The 25,418-nt window shown below is 43.5% G+C and carries 22 protein-coding genes and 2 pseudogenes; 17 read left to right on the top strand and 7 right to left on the bottom strand.

All coding sequences use genetic code 11. From position 1 onward, the window contains the following. Positions 1-34 precede the first annotated feature (34 nt). The 5 genes from ACUYLD_RS24270 to ACUYLD_RS24290 all read left to right on the top strand — a co-directional run bounded on the left by ACUYLD_RS24270 (position 35) and on the right by ACUYLD_RS24290 (position 5,844). The gene (locus tag ACUYLD_RS24270) at positions 35-1,507 is read left to right on the top strand and encodes an efflux RND transporter periplasmic adaptor subunit (protein WP_446676168.1); all 1,473 of its coding nucleotides are present in this window, start codon (positions 35-37) and stop codon (positions 1,505-1,507) included. Then, positions 1,504-2,241 carry an ABC transporter ATP-binding protein gene (locus tag ACUYLD_RS24275; RefSeq protein WP_069291921.1) on the top strand — a complete coding sequence of 246 codons (738 nt, stop codon included), beginning with the start codon at positions 1,504-1,506 and terminating at the stop codon, positions 2,239-2,241. Before ACUYLD_RS24270 ends, ACUYLD_RS24275 begins: the two co-directional genes overlap by 4 nt. Next, complete coding sequence (locus ACUYLD_RS24280; protein ID WP_061830959.1) at positions 2,238-3,452, top strand: ABC transporter permease; 1,215 nt, start codon at positions 2,238-2,240, stop codon at positions 3,450-3,452. The genes ACUYLD_RS24275 and ACUYLD_RS24280 overlap by 4 nt, the downstream gene beginning before the upstream one ends. Before the next feature lie 74 nt (positions 3,453-3,526). Beyond that, positions 3,527-4,003, top strand: coding sequence for an RNA polymerase sigma factor (locus tag ACUYLD_RS24285; RefSeq protein WP_069291923.1), 477 nt, complete (start codon positions 3,527-3,529; stop codon positions 4,001-4,003). A 239-nt stretch (positions 4,004-4,242) separates the two neighbouring features. Further along, positions 4,243-5,844 (top strand): alpha-amylase family glycosyl hydrolase, encoded by a 1,602-nt coding sequence (locus ACUYLD_RS24290; protein ID WP_061830955.1) that lies wholly within the window; start codon positions 4,243-4,245, stop codon positions 5,842-5,844. Between the two features lie 364 nt (positions 5,845-6,208). On the opposite strand, the gene ACUYLD_RS24295 is transcribed toward ACUYLD_RS24290, so the two are convergent. From ACUYLD_RS24295 to ACUYLD_RS24310, 4 genes are all read right to left on the bottom strand, one after another. Further along, positions 6,209-6,961, bottom strand: a complete 753-nt coding sequence (locus ACUYLD_RS24295; protein WP_061830953.1) for an HAD family hydrolase — start codon at positions 6,959-6,961, stop codon at positions 6,209-6,211. Positions 6,962-6,991: 30 nt separating this feature from the next. Beyond that, on the bottom strand, positions 6,992-8,041 hold the full coding sequence (gutB1, locus tag ACUYLD_RS24300) for a 2-amino-2-deoxy-D-mannitol dehydrogenase GutB1 (RefSeq protein WP_061830951.1): 1,050 nt from the start codon (positions 8,039-8,041) through the stop codon (positions 6,992-6,994). A gap of 34 nt (positions 8,042-8,075) precedes the next feature. Beyond that, on the bottom strand, positions 8,076-9,317 hold the full coding sequence (locus ACUYLD_RS24305) for an aspartate aminotransferase family protein (RefSeq protein WP_061830949.1): 1,242 nt from the start codon (positions 9,315-9,317) through the stop codon (positions 8,076-8,078). 113 nt (positions 9,318-9,430) lie between these two features. Then, positions 9,431-10,639: an MFS transporter gene (locus ACUYLD_RS24310; protein ID WP_061830947.1), complete on the bottom strand. Its 1,209-nt coding sequence runs from the start codon at positions 10,637-10,639 to the stop codon at positions 9,431-9,433. A 490-nt stretch (positions 10,640-11,129) separates the two neighbouring features. Between ACUYLD_RS24310 and ACUYLD_RS24315 the strand changes: the two genes are divergently transcribed. The 9 genes and pseudogenes from ACUYLD_RS24315 to ACUYLD_RS24355 form a co-directional block, all read left to right on the top strand. Further along, positions 11,130-12,038 carry an AraC family transcriptional regulator gene (locus ACUYLD_RS24315; RefSeq protein ID WP_061830945.1) on the top strand — a complete coding sequence of 303 codons (909 nt, stop codon included), beginning with the start codon at positions 11,130-11,132 and terminating at the stop codon, positions 12,036-12,038. 117 nt (positions 12,039-12,155) lie between these two features. Continuing rightward, the gene (locus ACUYLD_RS24320) at positions 12,156-13,220 is read left to right on the top strand and encodes a Gfo/Idh/MocA family protein (protein ID WP_061830943.1); all 1,065 of its coding nucleotides are present in this window, start codon (positions 12,156-12,158) and stop codon (positions 13,218-13,220) included. A 1,031-nt stretch (positions 13,221-14,251) separates the two neighbouring features. Further along, positions 14,252-15,280 carry a helix-turn-helix transcriptional regulator gene (locus tag ACUYLD_RS24325; RefSeq protein WP_061830941.1) on the top strand — a complete coding sequence of 343 codons (1,029 nt, stop codon included), beginning with the start codon at positions 14,252-14,254 and terminating at the stop codon, positions 15,278-15,280. A gap of 137 nt (positions 15,281-15,417) precedes the next feature. Beyond that, a complete protein-coding gene (locus ACUYLD_RS24330; protein WP_440723561.1) occupies positions 15,418-16,212 on the top strand; it encodes an SDR family NAD(P)-dependent oxidoreductase in 795 nt (264 codons plus the stop codon). 93 nt (positions 16,213-16,305) lie between these two features. Beyond that, positions 16,306-16,608 (top strand): putative quinol monooxygenase, encoded by a 303-nt coding sequence (locus ACUYLD_RS24335; RefSeq protein WP_250261371.1) that lies wholly within the window; start codon positions 16,306-16,308, stop codon positions 16,606-16,608. A 529-nt stretch (positions 16,609-17,137) separates the two neighbouring features. Next, entirely contained in the window at positions 17,138-17,665 is a 528-nt protein-coding gene (locus ACUYLD_RS24340) for a GNAT family N-acetyltransferase (RefSeq protein WP_348622366.1), read from the top strand. Next, positions 17,662-18,372 (top strand): SAM-dependent methyltransferase, encoded by a 711-nt coding sequence (locus tag ACUYLD_RS24345; RefSeq protein WP_446676169.1) that lies wholly within the window; start codon positions 17,662-17,664, stop codon positions 18,370-18,372. The genes ACUYLD_RS24340 and ACUYLD_RS24345 overlap by 4 nt, the downstream gene beginning before the upstream one ends. Before the next feature lie 451 nt (positions 18,373-18,823). Beyond that, entirely contained in the window at positions 18,824-19,591 is a 768-nt protein-coding gene (locus tag ACUYLD_RS24350) for an S-layer homology domain-containing protein (RefSeq protein ID WP_446676170.1), read from the top strand. Positions 19,592-20,261: 670 nt separating this feature from the next. Then, a pseudogene (locus tag ACUYLD_RS24355) lies at positions 20,262-20,375 on the top strand (SAM-dependent methyltransferase); the annotation flags it as partial. Between the two features lie 254 nt (positions 20,376-20,629). On the opposite strand, the gene ACUYLD_RS24360 reads toward ACUYLD_RS24355, so the two are convergent. Further along, positions 20,630-22,015 (bottom strand): MFS transporter, encoded by a 1,386-nt coding sequence (locus ACUYLD_RS24360; RefSeq protein WP_446676171.1) that lies wholly within the window; start codon positions 22,013-22,015, stop codon positions 20,630-20,632. A 111-nt stretch (positions 22,016-22,126) separates the two neighbouring features. Here ACUYLD_RS24360 and ACUYLD_RS24365 point away from each other — a divergent pair, with 111 nt between their 5' ends. Further along, on the top strand, positions 22,127-23,014 hold the full coding sequence (locus tag ACUYLD_RS24365) for a LysR family transcriptional regulator (protein ID WP_235306330.1): 888 nt from the start codon (positions 22,127-22,129) through the stop codon (positions 23,012-23,014). Positions 23,015-23,185: 171 nt separating this feature from the next. Here the strand turns inward: ACUYLD_RS24365 and ACUYLD_RS24370 are convergent, their stop codons facing one another. Further along, positions 23,186-23,473 (bottom strand): helix-turn-helix transcriptional regulator, encoded by a 288-nt coding sequence (locus ACUYLD_RS24370; protein ID WP_446676172.1) that lies wholly within the window; start codon positions 23,471-23,473, stop codon positions 23,186-23,188. A gap of 199 nt (positions 23,474-23,672) precedes the next feature. Here ACUYLD_RS24370 and ACUYLD_RS24375 point away from each other — a divergent pair. Then, positions 23,673-23,849 (top strand): annotated as a pseudogene (locus tag ACUYLD_RS24375) (glycoside hydrolase family 2); the annotation flags it as partial. A gap of 153 nt (positions 23,850-24,002) precedes the next feature. On the opposite strand, the gene ACUYLD_RS24380 reads toward ACUYLD_RS24375, so the two are convergent. Continuing rightward, positions 24,003-24,344: a winged helix-turn-helix transcriptional regulator gene (locus ACUYLD_RS24380; RefSeq protein WP_061830921.1), complete on the bottom strand. Its 342-nt coding sequence runs from the start codon at positions 24,342-24,344 to the stop codon at positions 24,003-24,005. Positions 24,345-24,450: 106 nt separating this feature from the next. On the opposite strand from ACUYLD_RS24380, the gene ACUYLD_RS24385 reads away from it, so the two are divergent. Then, the gene (locus ACUYLD_RS24385) at positions 24,451-25,365 is read left to right on the top strand and encodes an arginase family protein (RefSeq protein WP_446676173.1); all 915 of its coding nucleotides are present in this window, start codon (positions 24,451-24,453) and stop codon (positions 25,363-25,365) included. Positions 25,366-25,418: the final 53 nt, after the last annotated feature.

A 25,418-nucleotide genomic window follows, 5' to 3' on the forward strand; every position in this document is an offset into this window, starting at 1 on the left:
TTTTAGAAAAAATACATTTTAAGGGGATATAACATTGTCAGAAACAGAAAAGAAAGATGCATTGCAAGTGTTAAGAAGGAAAAAAAGATTGAAAGGGATCATAGGTATTCTTGTCTTGATTATTATAGCGGGAATTGGCAGTACTGTTTATATGAATAGAAGTCAGGAAAAGCCCATGGAGGGTCCTGCGAACCAGATCCTACAGGTACAGAAAACAAACATGACCGAATCGCTTAAAGTAACTGGAACCGTTCAGGCTTCTAAGGAAGTCAATATCAATTTTACAAATGTTGAGGGTGCCAAGCTCATTGCCGTCAATGTTAAAGCAGGAGATAGTGTCAAAGCGGGTCAGGTGTTGGCTCGTTTGGATGATTCGGATTCCAAGTTACAAATTAAAAATGCTGAATCCAATGTAGCGATTGCCCGAGCCAAGGTGGAGGAAGCCAAGCGCGGACCAAAGTCTAGTGATATTGAGCTCCAGAAGGCAAATGTCCTAAAGGCGCAGATGGCGATTAAAACAGCCAAGGATTCCATGGAGCTGGAAGAAGTCGCAGCACAAAAAGTGGCGGCCAAGATGATTTTGGATAAAGCCCAGAAGGATTATGATGACCAGACTTATCTAGTCCAGAATGATGCAGCTGCAGAAAGTGACCTGACGACGGCCAAGCAAAACCTGGATAAGGCAAAATTGGATATGAATAATGTCGAACTTCAATACAAGAAGGCAAAGAATCGACAAGTTCAGGCGATTGAGGATGCGGAAATGGGCTATAAAACAGCTTTAATACAATTAAAGGCAGCGCAGTCCCCGCCTGATGCTTCCAATATTCAATCCGCACAGGCTTCTTTACAACAGGCTGAAACGGAATTGGAACAGAAGAAAAGTGTTCTGAACAAATTACAGGTTACGGCACCGTGGGATGGAATTATTTTGAAGGTTAATGGCGATGTGGGTACCAGTCCTACAGCACCTTTCATTGTTATGAACAACTCCAATACAGGCGTTATGAAGGTTAGTGCCAAGGTTAACGAAAGTGACATTGCTAAAATGAGGACTGGGCTCCAGGCTACGTTACACACGAATTCATTCCCTGACAAACAATTTAAAGGCGAAGTCCTCTTTGTTTCTCCAGAGCCGGTTACGGAATCCAATGTGACTACATACAAAATTGAATTGTCTTTGGATAGTCAAAAGATAAGACTACAACCAGGGATGAACATGGATGTATCACTCCTCTTGGCTGAACATAAAGATGCGTTGTCTGTTCCATTGTTCGCATTGAGATCCGAAGGTGGAGTGGATGGAGTATATGTAGCGAAGAACCCGGCTAACCCTGCAGATTATGAATTCAGACCAGTGAAGCTGGGGGTCTATACAGCGGATCAGGCCGAAATCAAGTCCGGTGTCAAGGAAGGCGAAACCATTGTTATTCCGCCCCAGGGTGGTAGTGCTGGTCCGAATGGCAGTCAAGAGGGTCAGGACCCTGATGGAGGTCAGGCACAATGAACGAAGCTCGTTTGAATAAAAGCGTTATTGAAATTAAAGAACTAAAAAAAATATATGAGGTGGGCGGTCAGGAGATTCAGGCTCTACGTGGTGTTGATTTATCTATTAGCGAAGGTGAGTTTGTTGCCATAATGGGCCCCTCTGGTTCGGGTAAGTCCACTATGATGAATGTCATTGGTTGCCTCGATCATCCTGATACGGGGAAGTATTATTTGGATGGGTATTCCATTTTAGATGCTCGTGAGAACGAGCTTTCCGAGATTCGAAATCAGAAACTGGGTTTTGTATTTCAGAAATTTTATCTACTTCCCCGAACTACAGCATTAGCCAATGTAGAGCTACCAATGATGTATGCAGGTATACCTGCCAAGGAACGCCGGGAACGAGCTGTGGAGGCGCTTCGAAGTGTTGGGCTTGCAGAACGGATGTACAACAAGCCTAATGAGCTATCTGGTGGTCAGCAGCAACGTGTCTCCATTGCGCGTGCGTTGGTGAATAATCCTGTTATTCTGCTGGCGGATGAGCCAACGGGGGCACTAGATACAAAGACGAGTGTCGAGATTATGGAGCTGTTTCAAGGTTTGAATGAACAGGGGAAAACCATTGTCTTAGTTACTCATGAGCTGGAAATTGCCGAATATGCCAAGCGCCTGATCAGCTTTCGTGATGGGAATATTGAGCGGGATGAGAGCATTATGAATAGAAGAATTTCATCAAGGATGGCAAGCCTATGAATTTAATGGAAACGATCCGTGTATCAATTAACAGTTTAACAACCAATAAGCTACGCTCCTTTTTAACAATACTCGGTATTATTATCGGCGTGGCAGCGGTTATTGCCATTATGGCGATTGGAAACGGCTCTACAACCCGCATAAAGGCGGAAATTAATAAATTAGGGAATAACGTATTGATGGTTGCGCCAGCTATGACAATGGTCGATGGTGAAATAGATTATGACAACACTCCATCGTTTACTTGGGCTGATGTCGAGGCGTTGGAACAAAAGAATTCCATAGATGCATTGATGCCAAATATAACGAGCAATTCAAAAGCTACGTGGGGGCGATACAACTATAACGCCACTATTGTAGGGACTTCCGCTTCATTCTATAAAGTCAAAAAGTTTTCCTTTGCCGAGGGCAGAACATTTACCAACGATGAGATGGACAAACGCATGAATGTCGCCATTCTTGAAAGTCAGGCGGTTCAACGTCTTTTTGGTGGAGATACCCAAAATGTATTGGGACGAACGTTTCAAATTAAACAGATCCCTTTCAAGGTAATTGGAGTATTAAATACTCAGCCAGTAACGAAATTAAGCTACAGCACTAATGAACAAATTTACATCCCTGCTACAACCATAATGAACCGTCTGGGTGAGAAGAACATTACAGGATTAGACGTATCCGCCAAGTCACCAGCTTTGATGGATCAGACTCGTTCAGACATATTGGAAAGCTTGCGTTTAACGCACCAGCTAAAACCGTCGGAACCGGATCAATTTCAAATTATGAGTCTGTCAGAAGCAGCAGGTGCTGCTTCAGGTGTAGATAATATCATGACCAGCTTGCTAGGAGGTGTAGCCGCGATATCGCTCGTGGTAGGGGGAATCGGAATTATGAATATTATGATGGTGTCGGTTATAGAGCGTACAAGAGAAATCGGTATTCGAAAAGCTATTGGCGCCAAGCCGAGAGATATTATGATTCAATTCCTATCTGAAGCGGTCATCTTTGGTCTATTAGGAGGTACAATCGGGGTTGTAACAGGCATAGGGGCATCCAAAATACTTGAAGCAACTGCACATATGACCATTGAATTTACGATCTCGCCTATTATATATTCGTTTCTTAGCTCTGCAGGCACAGGCATCCTATTTGGAGTATACCCGGCTTATAAAGCAGCAAGTTTGAAGCCTATAGATGCATTGAGATACGAATAATAAGCAGGGATATGAATTTAAGACAATAAAGTGACTTGCCGATTCCAAACAAAACAGAAGGGACAAGCAATAATATGGATATTAAAGGTGTGGAGGATCTATATTTATCTTGCAAATCAGATCTCTTTGGATATCTATTGAGGATATTGCATAACAAACAGGATGCCGAAGATTTGTTGCATGAGTGCTTTATTCGGTTTATAAGAGCTTCACCTGACTTGCCTCAAGATCGTATTCGATTTTATCTTCTGAGAATTGCCAAAAATTTAGCTATAGATTTAATAAGAAAACGAAAAAAGATGGATGAATACAACTTACGTAAGGAGCTGCTCTACTATCACTGGGATACCGTCGATTTTGAAATTCAGGAGGAGGTCAATCGAATTCTTTTGATGGCAAGTAATACCGAGCAAAGGACGGTACTTGAATTGCGTGTAGTCCGAGGATACTCCATAAAAGAAACGGCTAGAATCTTAAACAAGAGTGAAAATTCGGTAAAGTCCTCGCTGCACAGAGCTTCAAAACGCATTAAATTAAGATATATTTCCTGAACTGATTTGGACGACAGCAGACAATCGTTTATTCAGCAAATCGAAAGTACTAAATCTAAGAAAAAGAATGATTTTTTAAAGCGGAGTAGACATACAGTCTGCTCTTTTTTGCTTGATATAGAGATAAAACAATAAGATCGATATTTTCCACCATAATAGATAATAAATATCCCCTTTTTTTGGATTGTTTCTATTTATAATGAAAGCGCACCCATAACAATCAAAGGAGCTGATTTGTTTTGACACGTAACAAACGCTTAAGAAGATTGTCCACCGCCATGTTAACGGTGCCTATGCTCACGATGTTCGCTTCAGGTGCAATGGCAGAGCAGGAATTGAACAGACATAAGCCTCCGGTTTCTACTGGAAGCGGCGTATTTTATGAAATTTATATCAATTCTTTTTATGATTCGAATGGAGACGGACACGGTGATTTGAAAGGAATCACACAAAAACTTGATTACTTAAACGATGGCAAACCCCATTCGGGTAAGGATTTGCAGGTCAGCGGCCTCTGGCTTATGCCCCTAAATCCATCTCCAAGCTACCATAAATATGATGTAACTGATTACTATCAGTTGGACCCGCAGTATGGGAGTCTAAATGATTTTCGCACCTTGATGAAAGAAGCGGACCGAAAGGGCGTCAAGGTGATCATGGACCTTGTTATCAATCATTCGAGCAGCGAGCACCCATGGTTTAAGGAGGCCAGTGCCAACCCACAAAGCAAATACCACAACTATTACGTATGGGCGGATGAGAACACGGATCTGGAAGAAAAGGGATCGTGGGGTCAGCAGGTATGGCATAAGAATCCGAACGGCGAAGGATATTTCTACGGTACATTCTGGTCGGGCATGCCGGATCTGAACTTTGACAATCCCGAAGTCCGCAAAGAAATGATCAAAGTAGGCAAGTATTGGCTGCAGCAGGGTGCAGACGGGTTCCGGCTTGACGCGGCGATGCATATTTTTAGAGGACAGACGAAGGATGGTGCGGATAAGAACATCGCCTGGTGGAATGAATTCCGTTCCGAGATGGAGAAGGTGAATCCAAATGTATATCTGGCAGGAGAGGTATGGGACAAACCGGAGACCATAGCTCCTTATTTCGGACCACTCCACTCCCTATTTAATTTTGACCTGGGTGGAACGATTTTGAACTCCGTGAAAAACGGCCGAGATCAGGGTATCGCGACATTCGCCGAGAAAACGCTGCAACTGTACAAATCGTATAATAAGGCAGCACTCGATGCTCCGTTCTTGAGCAACCATGACCAGACCCGTGTCATGAGCGAACTGGGCGGGGATGTGCGAAAAGCCAAGCTGGCCGCTTCCATTCTTTTGACGCTTCCGGGTCAGCCTTTCCTGTATTACGGGGAAGAAATCGGCATGAAGGGAGAGAAGCCTGATGAGTATCTTCGTGAGCCTATGCGCTGGTACAAGGGAGATGGCCCTGGTCAAACGACGTGGGAGAAACCCAAATACAACACAGGCGAGGTATCGGTGGAAGCGCAGCTGAGGGACGATGATTCCTTACTGGAGAGCTATCGCACACTCATCCGTCTGAGGGAAGAACATGAAGCTTTACGTAGCGACAGTCTGCAACCTATACAAGCAGGTTCTGCCAGCGTGACCGCGTTTAAACGTACTTCAGGCAAAGAAACAATGTATGTATATCATAACCTGTCTGGAGAGTCGGTTACCTTGCAGATAAAAGATTTCGATAAGGGTAAATGGAAAGTGATCTTTTCCACCTCAAAGGATGTAAAGGTGAAGAAAGGAACAGTTACAATTCCGGCTTACAGTTCTCTAATTACCGAAGAAGACAGAAAGAGCTGAATATAGGGCAAAATTACCGTTCAGATGAAGCAAGGATATATATCGATGAATCCAGTTTGGGGTGTTAACAGCACCCCATTTTTCTATATAAGTTTTGCTGCATACGAATAGAGGATTTAAAACCGTCAGGAGATCAGTTATATGCCAAAAAGACAGTTTTTACGACAGTTGTGTGTTGAACCGGGAAATTACTCGTTTCAACTAGACCACTTGGATGCAAAGCACGCCCCTTAGAGTACACACAGGGAAGGATAAATGACATTCTCCCGTGTATATTCCAAGGGGCATTATTTAATACCCTCAATCATAGTAAAGATCGGACGATTCCATATAATTATAAAGGGGGTATACCTTCCGGTACCTTTCAGCTCTTGCTCTTAGCAAGCAACTGCTCATCGAACGGTAGATTCTCTTTGATCGCCCACAGGTCGTCATAGCTGAGAATCCAGCGATCGGCTCTGGACAGATCCTGTCGGCCGGAGCCGGGGTTGTGAAAGCCGATGCAGTACATTCCTGCACTTTTGGCTGCCTGGACCCCGTTCTGTGAATCCTCAATAACGATGCAATGGGCCGGTGCAATGCCTAGCTGCTCGGCGGCGTATAAGAAGATGTCCGGTGCAGGCTTACCCTGCAATACCTCTTCACCGGTGATTCGAATGTCGAAGTAACGGCCAAGTCCTGTCTTTTCCATAATGAGATCAATCAGCGCCCGTGGAGAGGAAGAGGCCACCGCGACCGGAATCCCTTTCTCTTTCAGCCAGTCCAGCCACCGCTCCAGTCCGTCAATCGCCACAAGGCCCTCGTGCGCAATCATCGTTTGCATCACATTTTTTCGGTGATAGGACAGGGCCTCTTCCACCGTATTGGTGAGCTGATGCCTGTCCAGTACCTGACGCCACATAGATTCAAGTGTCACTCCAACATAGGTATGGTGCTCTTCTTCCGTCATGGATGCACCAAAATGGGCAAAGGAGCTGCGCTCGATCTCAAAATAAATCGGTTCGCTGTCTACTAGCACCCCGTCCATGTCGAAGATGACTGCTTTGACCGGAACGGACGCTGATAGGTCTCCTGTGCATTCATTATTGGTCGGTGTAACATGATGGATGCTCGTCATGTCCATTCTCTCCCTTGTTAGTAGCTAAATTTAGTTGCCGGAGCCATTAGATTGCAGTACAATCTTGATCGCCTGAGACGAAGGCTGAAGTGTCCGCTCGCTGATATTGCATCCAAGCGTCTTAAAGGCTTCATGGTAGTCATCAAGCGGATACGAGTGGGTTATGATTTTTTTGGCAGGAACGATCTGCTGCTCAATCAGGTAATGCGCCGTGGAGAACGTGCCCAGAGAATCAATCGAGCCGATGATTTTAAGGCTACGGTCAACTACCTCTTTCGGATTAAACGAACTTATCCCATCTCTCAGCCCCACCAGCATCAAATACCCGCCGCTCGCAAGCTGGCTTAGTACCTCAGTGCCGACCACTCCTGTGGTATCCACAATCATGTCCACCTGATTTTTTAACGGAGCCAGCTCATGAATGGCCGACTCCAGTGTGGCGTGCGCGGACCACCGTTCGGGAGCAATAGAATCCGCTATAGCGAGCCGTTCCTCCGAGATGTCAACAAGGCAACCAGTTATGCCTTTCGAAGCAAGAGCATAACTGTACAGAATCCCGATCGGACCTGCGCCTAAAATAACGGTTGTGAAGTTCGGCAGCAGGTGAATCTGGTTGATTCCGGTCAGCATACAGCTCAGCGGTTCGGTCAGCGTCGCTTCTTCGTAGCTGATATGGTCCTTCAGCTTGTACAAAAAACGGTCCTCAGTCACATAATAATCGGTGAACGTACCGTCGGCGCTAACTCCGGTCTCGGTTACGGATTTGTGTGTGCAATGATTCTGTCTTCCTGTCCGGCACATTTCGCATTGGCCGCAGTAGTATGTTGGATCAATCACCACCCGGTCCCCAGGCTGCAGTGAACTGACGGCTGATCCTACAGCGATCACATCCCCCGCTGATTCGTGGCCCAAGATAGTGGACGGAACGGCATGATATTTGCCACTAATGATACCTAGGTCCGTACCGCATACGCCTGTCGCCCGAATTCGGACGAGTACATCGTTATCTTTTTTTATCTCCGGGATAGGTCTTTCCTCAAGTGCGACATCCCAAGCCGATTTGTATACCAGTGCAAGCATGAATAATTCCTCCTTTTGCCTGTTAGGCAGATGGTTAGTGAAGGGTAGCAAGAACGGCATCTAGCCGTTTAACAATTTCGACAATCTCATCTACTGTAGCCGTGAGAGAAGGTCTCACTTTGACCACATTGCCATAACCGTAACGGGAGCCTCTGAGAATCAGCTGCTGTTCGGCAAAAGCGCGGTCGATAATCGCATTGCTCTTAACTGCGTCTGGGGCATTATCCTCGTCGACAATTTCCAGTCCCCACATCAAGCCGACGCCGCGAGCCTCACCAATGATACAATCGTGCTTGTCGGCCATCTCCGTCAGCAGGGTTCCGAGCAGGCTTCCTTTGGACCGAACGGCTTCCAGAAAATCGGGTTCAGATACAACCTCTAGCGTGGCTTTAGCTGCCGTAACCGAGATTAGATTACTACCTGAGGTGAAGGAGTGCTCGTGCTTCTCGAGGACATTAAGACGAGACTGCATCAATACTGCTGCTACCGGTACACCAATGCCGCCGAGACCCTTGGCGAGAGTAATGATATCTGGCTGGATATCAAACAGTTCACTTGCAAACATATAGCCTGTCCGCCCAATCCCGGTCTGCACCTCATCAGCGATTAGGATCAGCCCGTACTCGTTGCACAGCTGACGGAGACGTTTAAAATATCCTGCAGGTGGGATGATATTGCCTCCGTTGCCCAGGATGGGTTCAATAATCATACAGGCCACAGAACCTGAGCTTGCATACTCAATAGCATCCGATATGGCTTCGACGCATTGATAGCCACACTTGTCAGGCGAAGAATTAAACGGGCAGCGATAGCAGTAGGGAGCAGGTACATGAAGGGAATTTGCTGCAGCCGAGTTGGGAAACTTCCTCCGCCGGAAAGCGTTGCCGGATATGCCTGTTGCGAACTGGGTCTGCCCATGATGGGATAGATACAGGCTGATTATATCGAGCGCTCCCGTATATTTCTGGGCTAGCTTCACAGCGCATTCGTTCGCCGTAGAGCCGGTAATATCTCTCATCCATCCCGCGTCAATGCCGTTCGGCGTATACTGGATCAAATGATCCAGGACTTCCTCGACATAGGGCTCGGTAAAGGATGAGGACATGTGGGCAAGATTGGCGACTTGTTCCTGTACTTTGGTGACGACATGAGGGTGATTGTAACCGAGTGAGAGATTGAAGGTGCCAGATACGCCATCTAAATATTCCTTACCCGAATCGTCAATCAGAGTAATGCCTTTTCCGTATCTGAAACGTTCTTTGGTTAAGGTATGCACGATGTTCCCCTCCATATCAGAATATACATTCTCATTAAGTACATCCTTAAAAAATGTACTGCCCTGCTACTACATAAAGCGGTGGGCCTCACCTCCCCCAAGAATAAAGAATCTCATCCTTCCTTGCCCTGATGGACAAGGGAGTCAACTAACCGTCTGCTCCTGCCATTCCACAGATGCGAGAAAATGACCGCCAGCAGCAAAATTAGGCTGAAAGCCGCCAAAATCCAAAGGGTAGCCGTCACCGACCATTCGCTCATGCTCCAGCCTGTTACATATTGAAGCACTGCTCCGCCAATTCCGCCTGACGCAATTAGAATGCTGGTCGTTCTCTCGGTCATTCCCGGAATCAGCACGTTCGCATAGACGAGGGCAATACAGAAGAGACCGGACATGAATAACCCTGCACCAAAAATCAGAAGGTATGTAGCCCACTGACTGGAGACAAACGCCATTGCGACCAGAAAGCAGAAAGTTCCGATTCCGCTCCAAAGCAGGAAAGGAATATATCCTGCGGACTCTGCAATCTTCCCTGAGAACATGCGGCCGATGATCATCGCAATCCATAGTATGCTAACACCCAACGAAGCTACGGATTCCCGAATCTGCAGGGTCTCGATCAGAATAGAGGGCAGGAAGTTCATGAGCCCCAGTTCAAGCCCCATGTAAACAAAGAAGAATACAATGAATATTCCCAGTAACACACGGTGCTGTACAGAGTACCGGGCTTGTTCGACCGATCGCTCAGAGGTTTGGAGATCTGCTTGGATAAGGTGGGAAGAGGAGGAAGTAGGCATGGTAATCCAGAACAGCCCCAGAATAAACGTCAGAAGGGAGATGGTGTAGAAGGTCAAATACCACACTCCAAGCCAGATATACAGGCTTACCACTGCGGGAATGAGCAGTGCGCCAAGTGCAAAATAGACATCCAGCTTGGACATGGCTACGGCTTTCTGCTCTTCGGTGAACTCAATCGTGAACGCTCCGATGGACGACTCAATGATGCCTGAGCCGAAGCCAACCCATATGGTCATCACGATAACCCAGGTCCATGAGGGAAGTACCCCCAAGATGGCATATCCTGCTACGATACTAACCAGGGCAATGGACAGCATAGACTTGCGACCGATGTGTAGAGCCATGAAGGGGGAGAACAGAACACCGACAAGAAATCCAAAAAACTGAAGGAACAACAATAATCCGCCATCGCTGTACCCCAGTCCATAGTAAGGCAGTAGGACCGGCAGTAATGCTCCAAGCACCACACTAGTAATGCCGATTAACAGATAGAAAGCACAACTTAAAGCGAATAGTCTCTTCAAGGTCCGTCCCTCCATAAGTCTATATTTTTTATATGGATTCTGTTGCATTACTAGATTATACCTTTTTATTGGAAATGTACACACGTATTTATATAAAAAATGTAAAAATAATCGTTCGACAATTTTACACGTATTTGCTTAATCCAGTTAAGGTGAAACCAGTTTACCTGAAGAAACTGCATGCGGAAGGGAGAAATAAGATCAGCCCAAATTGTTTTCGGGCGCCAAACCGCTCATAATTGAGGCATAACTTTGTGTTTGCAAAATTAGGTTAGTAAGGATACCTAATAGTTGTTTTCTTAATACAACTATGATTGATAGGGTAGGAAAAAGAATGTTAACCGCTTATAATTTAAAAGGGAGAGGGAATTTTATTGGAAAGTCGAGAAGGAGAAAAATGAAAAAGAGAAGAAGGAATGCAGTGCAGCATAATTATCAATAGTCATGTGTACGGCTTTTTTGAACTTTACAACAAAAGGAGTCTACCAAAATGAATTTTTATTTAGAAATCCCGGAGCTTGACCGACATTTTCCTTTCCGGAGTTTTATTAATAAAGGCGACGTGCTTTGCTATCCTCATTGGCATAAAGAAATTGAAATTATTTATGTGACCCAGGGAACCTTGGATCTGGGAATTAACGATATTTCGATACGTATGAAACAAGGTGAAGTTCAGTTTATAAATGGGGGTGATGTTCATTATTTCTTGGCTTCTCCCGACAGCGAACGGGTGGTTATTCAATTTGATCTGAGCTTTTTTCAAGAGGTTTCCACATTAAGTGATCAGAAACGCCCTCTTAGATATATATTTACGGAGATGGAGCAATCAAGCTGGAACTGGCCAGAAGAAACAGCAGCTAAAATGCTTCCTCTGATTCAAAGCATTTATGATGAGAACGTCAACCACCACGAAGGTCATGCCTATATGATCAAAGCGAAGTTGTTTGAGATGTTGACTCTTATTATGCGTGAAGTGCCGAGAAGCATGACGCCAAGGCTTCCTGATATCTCTGAAAGACCCTTAACACAATCAAAGGACACTCTTTATAAACTGGAACGTATTTTTGAGTATGTGGAATGCCATTATCATGAAACCATTTCGCTGAAGAATGTCGCTGATTATATGGGGTTCAGTCCCTATTATTTCGCTAGGCTATTTAAGAAGAATACGGGGATGACCTTTGTAGCATTTTTGAATGATTACAGACTGAATAAGGCAAAATGGATTTTGTTGAATGAAAACAATCCGATCACTGAGGTCGCAGAGGCAGCAGGGTTCAGTAGTGTAAAGACGTTTCATCATCTCTTTAAAGAAGCAACAGGAACATCACCATTGAAATACCGCAGGACAATATTCGGGAATAAAACAGCAAGAAATGAGGAGGAAAGCTTTTCATGAGATTTGTATGATAGAGCTATCCGACGAAGTGAAGGGAGAGTTACGAGGACATTAAAATTTATTGATCTATGAGCAACCACTTGATATGCGGTGGGCTTAAATCAGGAGTGGAGGAAGATGAAAATGGGCAATCGTATATACAATGTAGTCATTATCGGTTATGGAGGCATGGGAAGCTACCATGTTCAATTGATCGAATCTAATCAGCAACTTGCCGTTGGCGGTGTATATGATATTGTCGATTACCGAATGGAACTGGCTGCGGCTGCCGGCTATAAAACCTATGCCAGCCTGGATTCCGTCCTTGCCGATCAGGCCGTGGATATTGTTTTGATAGCAACACCTAATGATGTTCATAAGGAAATCGCGATCCAGGCACTGCAAGCCGGAAAACATGTCATTTGTGAAAAGCCGGTTACGATAACGAGCGCGGATTTATTGGACATTGTTGAGGTGGCGCAGAAAGAAAATCGTGTGTTTACAGTACATCAGAACCGTAGATGGGATGAAGACTTCCGAATTATTAAAGATATAATTGGCAATAAGACCGTGGGTGATCTTTTCCACTTGGAATCGCGAGTTCAGGGGGCTAATGGCATCCCAGGTGACTGGCGGCAACTAAAGGCGTATGGAGGAGGAATGCTACTGGATTGGGGAGTACATCTGTTGGACCAGCTGCTTCAGATTACGGACAGCAAAATAGAAAGCGTAGCTGCTACCCTTAGCTATATTTTGGGGACTGAAGTGGATGACGGCTTTACCAGCTTTATTGAGTTCAAGGACGGTCTGACCGCAGTCATTGAAGTGGGTACAACCAATTACGTAAAGCTGCCGCGCTGGTATATTAAAGGAACTGAAGGAACCGCAATGATTAGAGATTGGGATTTGAGTGGAGAGATCGTCACCCGAAATCCAGATGTCGCTCACGTGGAACCCAAGCCGATTCAAGCAGGTCAAGGATTGACGAAAACGATGGCGCCGCCGTCTGAGGAATCCACCCTTAGGTTCCCGATTGAGAAAATACCTGCTGCTGCGGAAAGCTTTTATGAGAATTTTGTCTCCACCATCGAAGGAAAAGCGGAGATTGCGATCAAAAATGAAGAAGTACACCGTGTATTGGTGCTGATTGAGACGATTTTTGAGGCGGCAGCAACCAAAAGCGTGATTCGAAGAACTATTTAAATCCGCTCTATTTTTCGATCCGTCATAAGAGAGAGACATAGGATCCTGGAGAGAACCAAACAGTATTGATCTAATGAAATTTTGGGATGCATTTAAGTAATCAGTAAACCTTTGAAATGGTGAGCAAAATAATTTTGCCCACCATAAAACCAAGCGGGTATCGCTCCACAACCGAATTCTATTGCTTGATCATTTTTAAGTTGCTGAGATTTCGAATAGGTTTAATTTACACGTAAAGAGAAAAGAAGTTTTTACATAAAATCCGCTATTTCCTCCTTATAAATCAACATATTCTACTCTGAATTCTTCCTTAAAAACATAGAATAATCATTTGTACGAGAAAAGAGGAAGGGAGAGATCGTCACGGGGATACTTGTATTAACATCTGTAATTGTTGTAACGCCGATCAATGCTGATCAATGCAAAAAACGTTGATGGGGACCCTTCGAACAACCGAGGTGGTGCGAATCATGTTTCAAGCGGCAATGCAGCCAACAGTGATCCAATGAGAGTCACCAGGTGCAACATACCAGTATTTGATTAATGCTGCACACGACAAAGATATTAAAATCATACAGGATGTTGTGTATAACTACTCTAGCTGCTGGGGTGCAAAAGGTTTATTGTACTTGATCTCCCGGATAATCCTGCCTCCAGTAAGATCGGTGAAAACGGGCCTTTCTTGAAGCCTTAATTTTTAAATATAAGAAGCATGAAGGAATGACATTCCTAGGAGTGTCGTGATTTGAGGTTTTAAAAACACACTCATAAACATATGGGTGTGTTTTTTGGTGTTGAGGATGAGTCGTTCATGCCATTAACAGAATTTTATTATGATTAAGTAATTCGCCATATTCCTCTTCATTGATTGAAAGTAGCACAGATAACAAGAAGATGTAACATTTTTCGCAGCTTAGTACGTTAATGTAGACACCTTAACGTACTTAAGAGTATTCTTATGTGTACTTAAGAGGGACCCCATCGCAACCAAAACTAATGTATATGCAAGTAGATAAAGGAGGCCCATATATATGAATTCTCATACCTCTGACCGTATTAAAATCCCGCCAGGATTGTGGGCAGGATTATGTCAGTTAGGGTTTGGCGCCCACGACGTAGCTCGCAAAGCACGATTGCCGATCACCATTAGTACTGAAACAGTAGTCACCACCGCTCAATATTTCGCGATTTGGCAGGCATATTCTGATCTCATTGGTGACACTGCACAAGGAATCATCAAGCTTGCGACCGTCTTTGATACAGCGAAGTACCCACCGACTGTCTTAGCGACTTACCATGCTCGGGACTACCGCGACGCTCTAAACCGAATGGCTCGGTACAAACAACTCTGTCCCCCGGAAAACCTACATATCACTGAGAAGGGCGAGCACTGTACAATTGATCTGGAATGGCTGTCTCCCGAGCAATCTGGCCCGCCGATGCTGGTGGGTATTACGCTGGCTTGTCTTCTGGAGATTGGACGCCGGGGGACAGGTCAACCTTTGACAGCGCAGCTTGTTGAATTTTCGCACTCCATGGGCGATGTACAAGCCCTTGAAGCATTCTTCGGCTGTCGCATCCGAATTGGTGCAAAATGTAACCGATTGACGCTACATCGAAGAGATCTGGATCGTCCCTTTGTCTCGTACAACAAAGAGTTGCTGGAAATCCTGACTCCTGCTCTGGACCGATCGCTGGATGAGCAGCAGCGCAGCCGCTCAATTACTGAGATGGTCAAATGGATCCTGAAACGTAGCCTTACAGGAGGGCGTCCTGACATTCAGGCTGTGGCGAAGGAGCTCAGTATGAGCGATCGTACCTTGCAGCGCCGGCTTACTGACGAAAATACGAGCTTCAAGTTTCTATTGACACAAGCTAGGCATGAGCAGGCACGAGAGTACTTGGCAGACCCCTCGCTCGATATTAAAGAGGTGGCATTTTTGATTGGATATGAAGACCAGAATTCGTTTTACCGCGCCTTCCGCCAATGGGAGGGTGATACACCTTCAAATTGGCGGACTAAACACTTAGGTACAAACTCGATATCAGGAGCACGTTAGGACTGCCTAATGAGTTTTATTATTTGGCGTGTTAAACAAGAACTTTGGCGCAATATGCTAGTTACTGGACAATCCAGACAAGATAATATAATCACTATCCAGAGCTCAAGACTGTTTTAAAAAAGGAGAAGTGTATTATGGATATGGGATTAAAATATAAAACAGCTTTAGTTACAGGATCAACGAAAGGCATAGGTAAAGCAACTGCCATTGAACTAGCCAAAGAAGGTGTTAATGTACTAATTAATGGACGAAATTATGAAGAGGTAGAACGAACTGTAAATGAAATTAAGTCAAATTTCCCAGCTACCTCCCCTCAAAATGCGACAGCCGATATTGTGGATATTGGACAAAGAGAAGCTTTATTTGAAAAATACCCTAGTATTGATATTTTAGTTAACAATACGGGCATTTATGAAATTATGCAATATGAGGACGTAGACGATGAAGTATGGGAAAAATACTTCCGTACTAACGTTCTTGCTGCAAATGGATTATCAAAATTTTATTTACCTAAAATGTTGAAAAATGATTATGGCCGCATTATTTTTATTGCGAGTGAAGAAGCAATTATGCCTTCAGGACAAATGCCGCAGTATTGTATGACAAAATCTATGTTGTTATCATTGTCAAAAAGCTTATCTAAATTAACAATAGGGACAGAAGTTACAGTCAATACGATCATGCCAGGACCAACACTCTCTGAGAATGTGCACCAAATCATTGAGAGTATGTATCCTCATGAAAATATGACTTTTTCAGAAAAAGAGAAAGATTTTATGGTTACAAACCTGCCTCAATCTGAAATACAGCGATTTATCAAGCCTATTGAAATAGGTAGACTAGCTACATTTGTATGTAGTCCTTATGCATCTGCATTTAAAGGTTCTCCAATCCGTATGGATGGGGGAATGGTACCGACTATTTTTTAGCGCTTGTGGAGAAGCTTGCTGAAATTAGCGCTGACATTGCGGAACATTATAATAAGATGAAGTCAAATATCACTCGAGGGTAGGATGAGGATCATGAACCATTTTGCTATGTATGGAAAGTTGACGGCACGTCCAGGGCAAAGGGACGCTCTTGCAGACATCTTGCTAGAAGCGGCCGATCTGTTGAAGTCGAATAATGACTGCTATTTGTATATAGTCAATGTGTCAGACGACGACCCGAATGCGGTGTATGTGACCGAACTGTGGAAAGATGCAGATGCCCATGCAGCCAGCCTTAAGAACGAAGAGGTACTGGCGTCGATACAACGCGGCCGATCGTTGATTATTGGAGCGGAGCCCATTAAACTGCGTGCTCTAGGGGGAAAAGGCCTGTAGGGTCATGATGCAGTTGCTGCTACCACTGCAGCCGATCACTCGGTTGCTTTTAAGCTAACCAGCAGGATAGTCCTAATGAAACACTTTTGAAACATGTGAAAGGTTGGCAGATAAAATTGGCCTTGGTATAATAAGGGTAATTCACTAAGGAGAGATTTTTTTGTCTGGAGTTGTTCTTTACTAATCCAATTCCATAAAAAGAGGTTTTCATGCACCTACTATTCGTCTGCCCAATTTTTGTATTACGGGTGGGGATTTGAAAGCTTCGGAATTAGTTAAGAACAACGGATATTACCAGATCCTTAGGGATACCTGTTATAATGAGTCCAATCCGTGCTGGTTCAGCGCGGATTTTTTTGTGGCAAAATAGCAGGTGATATGAGGGTAGGAATGACGTATGTTCATTCCTGCCCTTTTCTAATTTTTAGCAAAGGGGGATAGAAGAGAATTACTCCAATTTGGTCATCAAATACAACCCGACTTCTTGAATGAAAGATTCAATCTAAGTAAATAGAAAGGTGGACAATACATGAAACTTCAAACGAATCGGCTCCTATTAAAAACACTTGATCTTAATTTAATTGAAGCAGCAGCCCGACGTGATATAGGTGCTATTGAAGCTTTGGGTTATAAAACCAGTGATGAATGGCCGGGTCCTGATTTCTTTGAAGCTTTACCTTATTTTCGAGAACTTTTGATAAAAAATAATGGCACTAGAGGTTTTGATTCTTGGATCATTGTGGAGAAGGATACCCAAGAAATTGTTGGAGGGATTGGTTTTTTAGGAGATCCTGATCAGAACGGTATGATTGAGATCGGTTTTGCAACGAATGAAAGTCATCGCCGCAAAGGCTATTGCTATGAAGCCGCTCAAAAATTAATAGAGTGGTCCTTAAATCATGAAGAAGTCCAAATCGTAACGGCAAGATGCGTACCTGACAATAACAGCTCTAAGAATTTGTTATTGAAGTTAGGATTTCAAATTGATCACAAAGATGAAGAATTGCTTTATTGGAAATATCAAATGAAGAAAGTAGGAGGGGGTCAGCAGAAATGATCCGTCGAGATCTAGATGACGTAGATTTCATAAGAGCAAATGTAATGGGGCCTAGTTCGATTATCATGCTCGAGGAGCTATCGAAAAATTTGACTTTGCAGAAAGGAATGAGAGTGCTGGATTTGGGCTGTGGGACCGGACTTACTTCTATCTATCTGGCGCAAAAGTTTGACATAACCATATTTGCTGTCGATTTATGGATTATTGCAACTGAAAACTATAGAAGATTCAGAGAGTTTGGTTTGGAAAGCCAAATTACCCCCATCCATGCAGATGCCTGCCACTTGCCTTTTGCAGAGCAATACTTCGATGCAGTTATAAGCGTAGATGCGTATCAATATTTTGGAGCGAATGAGCAGTACTTAGATGACCATCTTGCGCCGCTAGTTAAAGAAGGAGGTAAATTGGCTATAGCGATGCCAGGGGTAAAGATGGAGTTTGATGGGGTTATACCCGTGGAACTGCAGCCGTTCTTGTCACTTAGTGAGGTTGATAATCAGTGGCATACATGCGATTGGTGGCAGAAATTATGGGAACAGTCGGCAAATATTTACGTTGAATCGGTAAGAGAAATGAGATGCTTCTCGAAAGCTTGGTATGAATGGCTTCAATGCAACAACGATTATGCACGTGCTAATAACGCATTGCTGAATGCAGATGACGGGAAGTATATGAACCTAATTTCGCTTATTGCTACTAAGAAATAGCAATATCCGGGGACAAAAGTTCCCAGTCCTATGGGGTGTAATTCGCTAAACTAACTAAAAATGATAGTTCAACGCTACCAAAAACAGCCGAGCGCTCGGCTGTTTTTTAACTAACGGGCAGATTACACTAATGCAGATTCCTCATCGCATGAAGCGGTTAATCGATGCTAGGGTCGAACGTACAGGCTTAGGTCAAAAGAGTAAAAAGCGAGAACGGCCCATGAAGACCTCCACAAGCTTTCTCAATTCCCAACGGGTCTACACGAATATGGAGAGGCTTTAGAACTTGTATCCATAGCATTTTTTAAACACAAATTGTCGATATTCCAAAATACTGTTTAACAGTGCTTTTTTCTCTCTAATATCATCATTTTCTTTTGAAATGCCGATATAAAATTGAGTCTAGAGAACTATTTTATACATAAACTTTACCTAAAGGAAGTGGAAAGAGATGTTGAAAAAGAAATGGCTTATCACCCCGTTGGTTGCGACGACACTGTTTTTCGGTCAATCTGCATTCGCGGCAAACACGTTTCCTGATGTGGAAGGAACAAAATATGAATGGGCTGCCGAATCGATTCGTTCCATGGTCGACAAGGGGGTTGTCAAGGGCTATGCAGATGGGACCTTCAAGCCAAGCAAAACCATAACGAAAGCGGAATTTGTACATATGTTTCACAAGATTTTTCCAGAAATCGATCATTCTTCCGGCGAACCTTCCGACTTTGTGGATGCGCGTAAACACTGGGCGAATAAAGATTTTGCAGCAATATTCAACGGGGACTACGTTTGGCCGTATGCTGAAAGTGTTGGTGGGAAATATCCAAACTATCAATTCTATGTCAAACCTGACAAACCATTGACCCGCTGGGATGTGATGATGATCGCCTCTCTTCGTACGGATTATACCAATCAGACGCTTCATCCTGAGATTGAGGAAGTGATTTCTGCAGCTGCGCAGTACAATGATATGAAAGTTCGTCAGGCCAATTACAATGACAATTTCTCGGCCTACTATCCGGTGCTGTACATCGACAAGACTGGAGAAGAGTACAACTATGATGGAGATTCCCAGGATCAAAAGGCAGAAGCATTCTACACCCTAACCAAGATGGGAGTCCTTACTGCTAATGAAGGATACCTTCACCCAAAAGCGCTAGTCACACGGGCTGAAGCTGTTACCATTTTACAGCGTCTGTACGAAGCTACAACGAAGTAATTTTTAAATCAATGATGATCAGACAAAAGCAAAAAAAGATCCAACAAATGGCTTCATTTACACCTCAAAGAGTAGGCTGTTAGGTTTTGATAATCCGAATTCAGAAAATAAACAAATCTAAAAGTATGTCAATGAATTTGTGGAAGAATTATTGAGATTTCAAACCGCTGATCTGAACAAATCAAATCAGCGGTTTTTTTTAGTATGAACATGGGGGAAGATCAAGCTGCACCTTTTAGAAAGTTTTTTGACAGGTCGACGAAATCGAGGTTAATATAGATCCATTAAGTCCTTGATTGAAGTGGGGAATCTGAAGTATTCAAAAGTAATGAAGAATGCACTCCACACGATGCTTTATTTAATTGCCTTTGCGTCAGACAGACCGAGAGGGAATGGTTAGCTTTGATTAAAATATAGTTAGTATATATCTATTAAGTCTTTAATACTTGAAATTTTACCAAGTCGGTACATTCTATAAAGTACTGGTTTTTGTGAGAAAATGATGCACTACTATTGTGACCTGTAATCATACAAAAAGGAGACTGAACTTATGTGTAGCGAACGTTCTACTAATCCCTGGAATTCGGAAGGGTATAATGACAAGCTGGATTATGTCGCCAAGCCGGAACGAGGGTCTTGTCCTTGCTTCAGCGAGGGAAGAAATCTGTAGTATTTTTCAAACATTGGCGAATATACCAGCCCGTTGGAGCAGACTGACTTCCGTGTTACGTTGGCTCAACACTTCGACAAGCCCACTCCGCTTAAGGGAAATACAGGGGCGCGATAATGATCAAACGACCACTGAATATGCTTTTGTTTTCTGAAAAATGGTATTATGGCAGTTATTAAAAAAATAGCTAATAAGGTTGCTTTACAGAGAGAAACATCAGAATCAATTAAAATAGTGTGCAAAGGTTCATGCAACCGACTTCATAAAACCGTTTGTTTAGGTGAAACGCCTTCTTTACGCCAAATAAATGACATTGGATGCATGATGATTGGTGCCGTGCAATGGTTTGGGATATGAACTTGGTGGACCTACGACTCATGCAATTGCGCTGACTTCCAGTGCTGCCGACTCATGAATACCAAAGACAATGCAATTACCGTGAGGATAATCCCAAGCATTTGAAATCCCTTGAAGCTAAACGCACCTCCCATTACGATAGCTATCAATAATGAAGAGATAATGGTTCCCAGATATCTTGATGTGTTAAATAATCCGGATGCTACACCGATTATTTCTTTTGGAGAACTTTGGAACAGGGCTGCTTGCATACCTACATTGTTCAAACCGTTGCTAATACCGAATGCAGCTAAAGCCAAACACACGCTGATAACCGGTGAAGTTGGATTCAATGTCACGAGCCACACTGACCCCAATGTCATCAGAATTGCGGACACCAGCAATGCCGGTCGGGGTCCTGATTTATCGATCCATTGTCCTGCAATTGGAGAAGTAATTAGCGAGCACAAGCCTAAGCTTAGCATGAGAATGCCTGTTTGGAACTCACTGACATGACGTACCATTTGCAAGTAGGACGGAAGCCCGAAAAAGAGCGAGTAATATAGTACATTAACGAGCATGAATTCAACATTAACCCAAGTCATCGCAGGATACTTGGCAAATGTACGTAAAGGAATAAAGGGTGATGTCGCTTTTAACTCATGTCGTACGAATATCCCCAGCGCAACGAGACCTATCAGCCCGACAATGACATTTCCTAATAAGATATGTCCAGATGATTTTGCTGAGAGTAGTCCAACGAGCAGGGTAACCAAAGCCACTGTGAAGAGCAGAATCCCTAATGCATCAATCAATTCAAACCATTTACGAAAGGACATGTTGCGTGCTACGGATGTTGGCAGTTCGTCCTTAGGAATATTCCTCCAAGCCAATACAAAGCTGGCCACCACAAACGGAATATTGATGAAAAAGATAGCAGGCCAATTCCACCAGTGAATCAAGACACCGCCAATAAAGGGGCCAATCGCTGCTGCTCCAGATAGGAATATGGACAAAACAGACAACGCAGTTGCTTGTTTCTCTGTAATATGGATTCGAACAATAGCCATTCCAACCCCAGCCATCATACTTGTTCCGATGGATAGCACAATGCGGAACACGATGAGCCACCCGAAATTTGGTGATAATGGAGCTAATAATGATGCAATGAAGGCTACAACAAGCCCGGTAAGAAATATTTTCCTACGACCGAATAAATCGCTGGCTTTTCCCATGACAGGTTGAGCGATGCTACTTGCAATGTAGAAAGAAAAAATAATCCAGGAAACACCTGTAAAGTCAAGTTGGAACACATTTTGCAGACTTGGAATAGCAACAGAAACCATCGAAGAATTTAATGGGTTCAATAGTATCCCTAGACCAACTGAAATCATTAACCACCAGCTGCGAACGCTCATTTCTGGTCCCCCCATAGCGAATTAATGTCATCGTACTTGAAATCGATTATTTATTCCAACGCATTTGATGTTATAATCTCATTGACTTGAGGGAATGAATGGGGGATCATAATGGAACTTCTTCAACTGCAATATTTTCTGACGGTAGCTCGTTTGGAACATGTGACCGAAGCTGCACGAAGTCTGCACGTTACTCAATCGTCGCTGAGCAAAACGATTCAACGTCTAGAGGAAGATCTGGGGGTTCCTCTATTCGATCGAACAGGGAGGAAACTGCGATTGAATGAGTTCGGAAGCAGATTCCTTCACCGTGCAGAGAGGGCTTTATTTGAATTGGAGCAGGGGAAGCAGGAGCTTAGTGATTTATCCAGCCCGGAACATGGCACTCTCGAATTGGCAGTGACCACCGCAAGCACATTACCCAATATTCTGCGAGAGTTTCGGAAAAAGCGACCCTATATTCAATTTCATGTGCAAATGCTGACCACGCAGGAAATGGTAACGCTGCTTCATAGAGGAGAGGTCGATTTTTGCTTGTCCTCACCTCCAATAGAGGGAGATGACATCGAATGCCAAATCGTGTTTATCGACCCAATCCTTGTAGCTGTTCCAAAGGGGCATCGGCTGGCAGATCGAAGCAGTGTAACGTTGACAGATCTAAGGGATGAATGGTTTGTCGGTGTAAAGAGAGGCTACGGTACTCGCGATTTAGTGGACTCTGTATGCAAATCGGAAGGTTTTATACCTAAGTATGTGTATGAGGGGGATGAACCTGCAAGGCTTAGTACACTTGTGGAAGCTGAAATTGGCATAGCCTTCATACCAAGCACGGCAAGAAATTCACGGGAACATCTTAAATATCTTCAAGTAGAAAATCACGAATTGGTACGGGAGATCGCTTTATTATGGCACAGGAGTCGGTATATTTCGCGGGCTGCTCTGGAATTCCGTGAGGTAGTTGTAGAATATTTCGGAGCGATATCCAAACAGACAATATAATCCCATATATAAGTGAAATAAAAAACATTAACAGAAGCGGTAGCGTAGGACATGTTAACCAAACGTCCTAAGCAGCCGCTTATTCTTTTATTCAACTGCAAAATTTGTAATTTCGATTTGTACGCTGCCATACACACATGCCCAGCTATTGAAGGAGTTTTTTAGATTGTACTAACCCATCCTTCTCAGCTGGCGAAACTGCTCCGGCGTGATGCCTGTATGCTCCCGAAATCTCTTGATAAAATAGCTGCTTTGATGAAAGCCAGTTTCCAGTGCAATCTGCTTTACAGTGAGTGCCGTGGATACAAGGAGATGTTTGGCCAGCGTTATTCGGCATTGGAGCAAATATTGAGCTGGGGTGCTGCCCATGATCTGATGGAAGAGCCGGCTAAAATGAAAGGAGCTATAACCTGACGTCGCAGCCATTGTCTTCAAATCGAGCATGTTCCGACAATGCATACGAATATATTCCGCCGTATGACGAATCCTCTCATGGACGGTGCCGCCGGGAGAGGTGCCGAAACTTTGAATGCTTTTATGTACAGAGGACCGGAATCTGGAAAAGTGTGTGGATTGAATATGTGAATGAGGTAAGAATCAATGAGGTCAAGATAACACCGGATATCGACCGTCATATGATCCGCTTTGACTTTCAGTCGAAGCTTTTATCGAACGTTTCCGTGCAATCACCGGAGCAATTAAAGCGACCCCCTATCTCTCGGGCTATTGCTATACACAGGTAACCGATGTACAGCAGGAAGTCAACGGGTTGTTGACGGAAGACCGAAAACCGAAGGTTCCGCTTGAAGTGATTCGGGAAATAAATCTGGCTTGAAGCGATAATTAAGATAATAGAATTTGCAGAACGGTTGCATGCTGTTGTTCAGCCATTGCTGGATTCACTTAACTAGAGAGTTTAAACTTGGAATAGCAATGTTGGAAAACAGGACAACTTTTCGCATACAGGCTTTTTATTAGAAAACTGGATTTAATTTTTTTGGTTTTTTGTTCCCCACTCACATAACCCTTCCAAAACAGGTAATAACGTTTCTGCTTTATCTGTGAGACTGTACTCGACTTTAGGGGGGACTTGAGGATATTCTTTCCGATTCACCAGACCATCCGCTTCCAATTCTTTTAGTTGTGAACTCAATGTTTTATAAGTAATAGCCCCTATCTGTCTTTTCAGATCATTAAAGCGAACTGTTCGGTTTTCGGCTAGGAGATAAATAATAACCATTTTCCATTTACCACCAATCAGTGAAACTGTATAACCAAAAGGTGTATCTTGAATGTTTTTAACTTTACCTTTAAATTCAGCCATACTCATGTTTACAATATCCTTTCGGGTAGTACCTATCAAAATAGTGCGTACTACGTTTTTATTTGTGTTCAGTTTATACTAACCTTACTTTTGAAGTAAAGGAGAGAAAAACATGACTGAAAAAACAATACGTCTGTTAATGCCACAATGGCAAGGGGGAAACAATCCTAATTACTCTTTTGGAGCCGAACTGCTTGCTTGGCTAGCTCCGGATAATGATCAACCCCTTATTCATGTTCCCATTCAAGCTTATAACGGTACTCCGCTTGAAAACGAAAACGGTATGAATGGGAGAAAACAGCTACTTGAACAGTTAGAGGCTGCTCAGCATATCATTGATGCTCATAAGCCAGATCGTATTGTAATGTTTGGTGGTGACTGCTTAGTGGAACAAGCTCCATTTGCCTATTTGAACGAACGATACGGTGGGGAATTAGGTTTAATTTGGATCGATGCTCACAGTGATTTAGTTAGATATGTGGGCTATGATAACGGACATACATTACCGCTCGGAAATCTTTTGGGAGAAGGAGATGAGGAGTTCGCAAAACATGTGAAAATCCCACTAAAACCTGAAAATGTCTTTATCGCGGGATTAGCGGCTCCTACAGAACAAGAAGCAGAAGTCATTTCAGAAGCGTTTCAAAGACTAGGCATAGCTCCTGCAGAATCAGACACAGAAATGATTCAAAGACTAGGGATTAAAAATGCAGGAACCAAAGAGTTAACGAATAGTACTGAATCTATTAGAGAGTGGATTAAAGAAAGTGGCATTAAGCATCTAGCTATTCACCTTGATTTAGATGTGCTTGACCCAAAAGCATTTCGTTCTTTACTGTTCGCCAACCCTGAAGCGCCCTATAATTTTTCTCCTGCGGGAACAATGCAAATGCCTCAGCTACTTAATCTGATTAAAGAACTATCTGAAGAGACAGATGTAGTTGGATTAGGTATAACGGAGCATATGCCGTGGGATGCTATTAACTTAAAGAATCTGCTTGGAGAGATACCTATTTTAAATAAGTAAGTTCATACATGGATTATAATAGAACAATGATCTGCTTAATCATAAAAATACAC

The sequence above is a fragment of the Paenibacillus sp. SER-28 genome (assembly GCF_052906305.1).

What these genes read in the sequence shown, in the direction of transcription:
- ACUYLD_RS24370 (WP_446676172.1), bottom strand. Translation starts at nt 23,473, where the DNA reads ATGCATTGTCGGAACATGCTCGATTTGAAGACAATGGCTGCGACGTCA.
- ACUYLD_RS24340 (WP_348622366.1), top strand. Translation starts at nt 17,138, where the DNA reads ATGAAACTTCAAACGAATCGGCTCCTATTAAAAACACTTGATCTTAAT.
- ACUYLD_RS24350 (WP_446676170.1), top strand. Translation starts at nt 18,824, where the DNA reads ATGTTGAAAAAGAAATGGCTTATCACCCCGTTGGTTGCGACGACACTG.
- ACUYLD_RS24365 (WP_235306330.1), top strand. Translation starts at nt 22,127, where the DNA reads ATGGAACTTCTTCAACTGCAATATTTTCTGACGGTAGCTCGTTTGGAA.
- ACUYLD_RS24295 (WP_061830953.1), bottom strand. Translation starts at nt 6,961, where the DNA reads ATGACGAGCATCCATCATGTTACACCGACCAATAATGAATGCACAGGA.
- ACUYLD_RS24385 (WP_446676173.1), top strand. Translation starts at nt 24,451, where the DNA reads ATGACTGAAAAAACAATACGTCTGTTAATGCCACAATGGCAAGGGGGA.
- ACUYLD_RS24315 (WP_061830945.1), top strand. Translation starts at nt 11,130, where the DNA reads ATGAATTTTTATTTAGAAATCCCGGAGCTTGACCGACATTTTCCTTTC.
- ACUYLD_RS24330 (WP_440723561.1), top strand. Translation starts at nt 15,418, where the DNA reads ATGGATATGGGATTAAAATATAAAACAGCTTTAGTTACAGGATCAACG.
- ACUYLD_RS24320 (WP_061830943.1), top strand. Translation starts at nt 12,156, where the DNA reads ATGAAAATGGGCAATCGTATATACAATGTAGTCATTATCGGTTATGGA.
- ACUYLD_RS24345 (WP_446676169.1), top strand. Translation starts at nt 17,662, where the DNA reads ATGATCCGTCGAGATCTAGATGACGTAGATTTCATAAGAGCAAATGTA.
- gutB1 (WP_061830951.1), bottom strand. Translation starts at nt 8,041, where the DNA reads ATGCTTGCACTGGTATACAAATCGGCTTGGGATGTCGCACTTGAGGAA.
- ACUYLD_RS24360 (WP_446676171.1), bottom strand. Translation starts at nt 22,015, where the DNA reads ATGAGCGTTCGCAGCTGGTGGTTAATGATTTCAGTTGGTCTAGGGATA.
- ACUYLD_RS24280 (WP_061830959.1), top strand. Translation starts at nt 2,238, where the DNA reads ATGAATTTAATGGAAACGATCCGTGTATCAATTAACAGTTTAACAACC.
- ACUYLD_RS24325 (WP_061830941.1), top strand. Translation starts at nt 14,252, where the DNA reads ATGAATTCTCATACCTCTGACCGTATTAAAATCCCGCCAGGATTGTGG.
- ACUYLD_RS24285 (WP_069291923.1), top strand. Translation starts at nt 3,527, where the DNA reads ATGGATATTAAAGGTGTGGAGGATCTATATTTATCTTGCAAATCAGAT.
- ACUYLD_RS24380 (WP_061830921.1), bottom strand. Translation starts at nt 24,344, where the DNA reads ATGAGTATGGCTGAATTTAAAGGTAAAGTTAAAAACATTCAAGATACA.
- ACUYLD_RS24275 (WP_069291921.1), top strand. Translation starts at nt 1,504, where the DNA reads ATGAACGAAGCTCGTTTGAATAAAAGCGTTATTGAAATTAAAGAACTA.
- ACUYLD_RS24335 (WP_250261371.1), top strand. Translation starts at nt 16,306, where the DNA reads ATGAACCATTTTGCTATGTATGGAAAGTTGACGGCACGTCCAGGGCAA.